6 protein-coding genes are annotated in these 5171 nt (G+C 74.0%); 2 read left to right on the top strand and 4 right to left on the bottom strand.

Translation table 11 applies throughout. From position 1 onward, the window contains the following. Positions 1 to 61: 61 nt before the first annotated feature. Positions 62 to 925 carry a hypothetical protein gene (locus ABZ371_RS28635; protein ID WP_358684906.1) on the bottom strand — a complete coding sequence of 288 codons (864 nt, stop codon included), beginning with the start codon at positions 923 to 925 and terminating at the stop codon, positions 62 to 64. Positions 926 to 1149: 224 nt separating this feature from the next. Further along, positions 1150 to 2004, bottom strand: a complete 855-nt coding sequence (locus ABZ371_RS28630) for an enoyl-CoA hydratase/isomerase family protein (RefSeq protein WP_358684904.1) — start codon at positions 2002 to 2004, stop codon at positions 1150 to 1152. 80 nt (positions 2005 to 2084) lie between these two features. On the opposite strand from ABZ371_RS28630, the gene ABZ371_RS28625 reads away from it, so the two are divergent. After that, positions 2085 to 2672: a DUF308 domain-containing protein gene (locus ABZ371_RS28625; protein ID WP_358684902.1), complete on the top strand. Its 588-nt coding sequence runs from the start codon at positions 2085 to 2087 to the stop codon at positions 2670 to 2672. A gap of 148 nt (positions 2673 to 2820) precedes the next feature. Then, on the top strand, positions 2821 to 3276 hold the full coding sequence (locus ABZ371_RS28620) for an ATP-binding protein (RefSeq protein WP_358684899.1): 456 nt from the start codon (positions 2821 to 2823) through the stop codon (positions 3274 to 3276). Positions 3277 to 3300: 24 nt separating this feature from the next. Here the strand turns inward: ABZ371_RS28620 and idi are convergent, their stop codons facing one another. Together idi and ABZ371_RS28610 are read right to left on the bottom strand one after the other, a co-directional pair. Further along, positions 3301 to 3894, bottom strand: coding sequence for an isopentenyl-diphosphate Delta-isomerase (idi, locus tag ABZ371_RS28615; protein ID WP_358684896.1), 594 nt, complete (start codon positions 3892 to 3894; stop codon positions 3301 to 3303). A 145-nt stretch (positions 3895 to 4039) separates the two neighbouring features. Continuing rightward, positions 4040 to 5171 (bottom strand): bifunctional class I SAM-dependent methyltransferase/N-acetyltransferase (locus ABZ371_RS28610; protein WP_358684893.1); only part of this gene is annotated, 1132 nt, incomplete at its 5' end.

The raw sequence follows: 5171 nt of genomic DNA, 5'->3' as shown, positions 1-5171 counted from the left end.
CTTCGTTCGGGGGTGTACCCGCTCGCGTGCTCGCTGACCTCCCCGGTGAACGTGCCCGGCGTCAGCCCCTGCCGACCAGGCCGTCGGGGTAGGCGCCGGCCGCGGCCGCCGCGGCCATGAAGGTGCGGCCCAGCTCCGTGAGCCGTGCCACGCCGTCCGCGCCCAGGTGTGCGTACGGTGCCGCGTCCATCCGGTCGGTCGCCTCCTCCACGTCCGTGCGGAGGGCGGTGCCCTCCTCCGTCAGCTCGCCCTCCGCGTCCATCAGCCCGCGCCCGCGCAGCCGCTCCACCGCTGCGTCCCAGTCCGTGCGCCGCCAGCCGCGGGTGGAGAGGATCCAGCGGGGCGCCATGCCCCTGCCGGTCGCGGTGTGGCTGACCAGGGCCTCCAGCGGGTCGAGTTCCGCGTCGACCAGCGCGGCCAGGTGCGCGTCGCCGCGGTGTTCGCGCAGCAGTGTGGCGGCGTGCCAGTACGCCAGGTGCGGTTCCCGCGGCACCGGCAGATCGGCGTGGGCGGCGTACAGCGGGCGGGCGTGCCGGGTGCAGGCCTCCGTCGCGCGCAGGGCCAGCTCCGCGGCCTCGGCCAGCTCCCGGGAGGCGATGATCTCGTCGCCGAGCAGCCGGCGCAGCGTGGAGTCGGCGGCCCGCAGCCGGGCTTCGAGCACCGCGGCGGGTGAGGCGATCGACCACACGGCGGGCACGTGGCGCGCCACCAGTTCGTGGTTGAAGTTGTAGAAGGTGGCCGTGACCGTTCCGGGTCCGACCGCTCCCAGGGCGGCGGCGCGTGCGGCGAAGTAGGCGGCGCGCGCGTCGTCGATGCCGAGCCCGGCGAGCTCCTCGGCCAGGTCGGGAGCGAAGTAGACGGTCGAGTGCAGCGGGTTGAGGGCGTTGTGGCAGCGACGGCCGGCGCGCGGCGGGAGAGTGCTCATGGCCGCACGTTACCGACCGGTTGGTACGTCCGCCGCCTCCGGGGTCGCCGTGTGACGGGATCGTCGTCCGGTCCGTGGCGGCAGGGCGGCGAGGTAGCCGGCGCGGCCGGCCGGGGGCGGCGGCCACGAAGCGCCGGGCGAGGCGCACCGGGCGTCCCGCCCGGTGACGGTCACCGGCCCGGGGCCGGCGCCGGCCGAGGAGCGACGCGGCCGGGCATCGGGCCTCAGGACGGCCCGCCTCCTCGCGGTCCTCCCGCGCCGTCCCGGTGACCGGTCGCGGTGGTGCCGTCCCGGGCCTCGGGAGGCGTCCAGGTGAAGCGGGGGTCCCTGCGCTCCAGGAAGGCGGCGACGCCCTCCGCCGTGTCGCCGCTGTTCCGCGCCTGCCGCGCCCAGTGGCCGTCCCGGTCCTCGCGGCCGTCGGCGTACTCCTTGGCGGCGGCCTGGGTCAGCTGCGAGCGCGCGGCGAGGATCCGCGTGAACTCCCGCACCCGGCCGTCCAGCCCGCCCGCCGGCAGCACCTCGTCCACCAGCCCGGTGCGCAGGGCGCGCTCCGTCCCGATCAGCTCCCCGGAGAAGAGGAGGTACTTCGCCGTGGCCGGCCCGGTCAGCGAGACCAGCCGCCGTGTGGAGGACGAGGGGTAGACGATTCCCAGCTTGGCCGGGGTGATCCCGAAGGAGGCACCCTCCTCGGCGAACCGCAGGTCGCAGGCGGCGGCGAGCTGGCTGCCACCGCCCACGCAGTACCCGCGCACGGCGGCGAGGGTCGGCCGGGCGAACGCCGCGAGGGCCTCCTCGGCCCGGACGGCGAGTTCCTGCGGCCGGCCGCCGGGGTGCTGGAGCGAGGAGATGTCCGCGCCGGCGCAGAAGGTGTCCCCGGCGCCGGTGAGCACGAGCACCCGCACCGAGCGGTCTGCCGCCAGCCGGTCCAGCAGGCCGGGCAGCGCCTGCCACATGCCGGTGGTCATCGCGTTGCGCTTGGCGGGGTTGCTGATGACGACGGTGGCGACGCCGTCGACGACGGAGTGCTCCAGCCGCGGTTCTCGCGGGGCCGCCGGCTCCGCCTGTGCCAGGGGGTCCATGCGCCGGATGCTATCCGTACCGTCCGATCCTATGATCAAGGAGGGGTCGCGAGGGGGGCACGCACCGTGAGGAGCTGTCGATGACCGGACCCGCGACCGAGGGCAGGAAGCTCAACCGCAGTTTCGGCGGTCTCGTGCTGCTCGGCGTGCTGCTGGTCGTCGCCGGACTCGTCGGCCTGGTCCACACCGCCGTGGCTACCCTCACCTCGATGCTCCTCTTCGGCTGGCTGCTGCTGATCGGCGGACTCGTCGGCCTCCTCCACGCGATCGAGGCGCGGGGCACGAACTACTTCTGGCTGGGCGTGGTGGTGGCGGCACTGAACCTCGCGGCCGGGGTCGTCGTCATCCGCCATCCGCACGGCACGGCCGAGGCCCTGACCATGTTCGCCGCGCTCCTCTTCCTCACCGGGGGCGTCTTCCGGCTGGTCGGCAGCGTGGTCGTACGGGGCCCGCAGTTCGGCTGGACACTGCTGCAAGGTGCCTTCGGTCTGCTGCTGGGACTGCTCGTGCTCTTCGACTGGCCGCACAGCAGCCTCTACGTGCTGGGCTGCTTCTTCTCGCTCGCCCTGCTGTTCGACGGGCTGGGGCTGATCGCCACCGGGATCGGCGGACGCCGCATCGTCAGCCTGGTGGCGGACCGGATGGCGCCCGAAGGGGACGAGAAGTAGTCCAATCACCTGACGCTGTCATACTCGTCCGGTCACTTTCCGTCTATAGCTGCCCACTTATGGTCATGGGCGGGGTGCGGGCCATGCCGTTCCCGACACTCGATACTCGATGGTCAGCGATGTGCGAGTCGAGAGCGGGTGCCGGTCCATGGAGAGCCGCGGGAGTGTTCCGGCCCATCCCGTGCCGTACGAGGGCGTGTGGCGGTTCACCGCCCCCTCCGTCGACGCCTCGGTGCCGCAGGCCCGGCACGCGGTACGGGACCTGCTGAGCCGGCAGGGCGTACCGGTCGACGACGACATCCTCCAGGGCGTACTGCTGATCGCGTCCGAGCTGGTGACCAACGCGGTCAAGCACGCGGCCCTGCTCTCACCCGAACTCGCCGTGGAGGTGGCGATCGGAGCGGAGTGGATCAGGATCTCCGTCGAGGACAACCATCCCTACCGGCCCACGGCCCTGGTCACGGACTACGGGCAGACCGGCGGGCGCGGGCTGCTGCTCGTGCGGGAGATCGCCACCGAGGCTGGCGGCACCTGCGACGTGGAACACACGGCAGGCGGAGGAAAGATCATCTGGGCGGCACTGCCCCTGAAGGCGCGGCCCTGACCGCCCGGCGCCCGCCGCGGCGCGTCACCAGCCGGCCGAAGGCCCCGTCAGCTCCCTGATCGCCGGACGCGCCGCGTCCAGCACCGTCATGAACCACGCCGAGAACGGCACGGCGGCATGGCGCTCGGCCAGCTCACCGGCGGTGACGAACGCCGTCTCACCGACCTCCTCCACGTCCGGCCGCAGCCGCTCCTGCGCCATCCCGACGAACAGGTGGTTGAACTCCTGCTCCACCAGCCCGGAGACGGGATCGGGGTGGTTGTAGCGGACGGTACCGGCCTCGGCGAGCAGCGACGGCGAGATACCCAGCTCCTCGTACGTGCGCCGGGCCGCCGCCGCGAACGGCGCCTCACCCGGATACGGATGACCGCAGCAGGTGTTCGACCAGACACCGGGGGAGTGGTACTTGCCGAGAGCGCGGCGCTGCAGCAGCAGCCGCCCCCGCTCGTCGAAGAGAAAGACGGAGAAGGCCCGGTGCAGCTGGCCGGGAGCCTGGTGGGCCGCGAGCTTCTCCGCGGTACCGACGGTGGTGCCGTCCTCGTCGACCAGTTCGAGCATGATCGCGTCTGCTGTGCCGTTCGGCGAGCTGTGTGCCGCGGTGGCTGGTGTGGTCGGCATACCCATCCTTCGCTTTGGTTCCCGGCCTCGTGCGCCGGACCCCTCGAGTGCGGTCAAGTCTGCCGTACAAAAGCCGCTTGTCCGCACTACGGGTGCTGGCATGTCCGCCCCGCCGCCCCGGGCGGTGCGGCGGGGCGGACACCCGTCAGACTCCGAAGGCCGCCGGATAACGGATCATGCCCGCCGGAACCGGAACGGAATCGTCCAGCACCAGCGCCATCATCGCCTCGTCGGGTACCGCGAAGCCCGGCGCGATCCCGAAGCGGGACGCCGGCACGAACCCGAAGGCCGGGTAATACCCCGCGTGCCCGAGGACGAGGACCAGCGACTCACCCCGCACGCGGGCCGCGTCCAGCACGGCCCGCACCACCGCACGGCCCGCTCCCCGGCCCTGGTGGCCCGGGGCCGTCGCGACCGGCGCCAGCGCGAGTGCCGGGGCGTCCCCGACCCGGCAGCGGGTCAGCAGGGCGTGGGCGGCGACGGACCCGTCCGGGGCCTCGGCCACGTACGACAGACCGGGCAGCCAGGCGCCCGCGTCGGCGCGCAGCGCGTCCACGAGCGCCGCCTCGGCGCCCGTCGGGAACGCCGAGGCGACGACGTCGCGCACCGCTCGGTGATCGGCGGCCGTCTCCGGGCGCGTCCGCCAGGCGGGGTCGGCGGGCCGCAGCACGTATCCGGCGTACCCGTACTCGGTGCCGTACCGGCGGCGCACGTCCAGCTCCTCGCGCGTGGCCGCGAGCGCCGCACCCATGCCTGGGGCCGCCGGGTCGGCGGCCGCCGCCCGTTCGGCGAGCGGGACGTAGTACTCGTCCCAGTCGCTGTCGGGCTGGACCAGCACGCCCAGCACGTGGCAGCCGGCGGCCACGGCGGCGGCCGTGTTGTCCGCCACCGGACGCAGTGCCGCGTGCCGCTCCCAGAAGGCGCGGGCCCCGGCGGACGGGTGGTCGGTGGTCCAGACGCACTCGGTGACCACCAGGGCGCCTGAGGGAGCGAGGAGCCGCTGCCAGTCCCGCACGGCGGTGTCGAAGCCGATGATGTAGGCCGACCCCTCCGCCCAGACCAGGTCGAAGGAGGCGTCGTCGAACGGGGGGCCGGTGAGGTCGGCCATGTCGGCCCTGACGGTACGGATGCGGTCCCCGAGCCCGCGGGCGTCGGCGGCCGCCCGCAGCTCGTCGAGGAACGGCTGGTGCAGGTCCACCGCCGTCACCTCCGCGCCCGCCTCCGCGGCGAGCAGCAGGGCGGCCCGGCCGGGGCCGCAGCCCAGGTCGAGGACGCGC

The sequence above is a fragment of the Streptomyces sp. NPDC005899 genome (assembly GCF_040629645.1).
Lineage (GTDB): Bacteria > Actinomycetota > Actinomycetes > Streptomycetales > Streptomycetaceae > Streptomyces.
The sequence above is the reverse complement of the archived record's forward strand: the minus strand, read 5'-3'. Positions and strand labels throughout refer to the sequence as shown.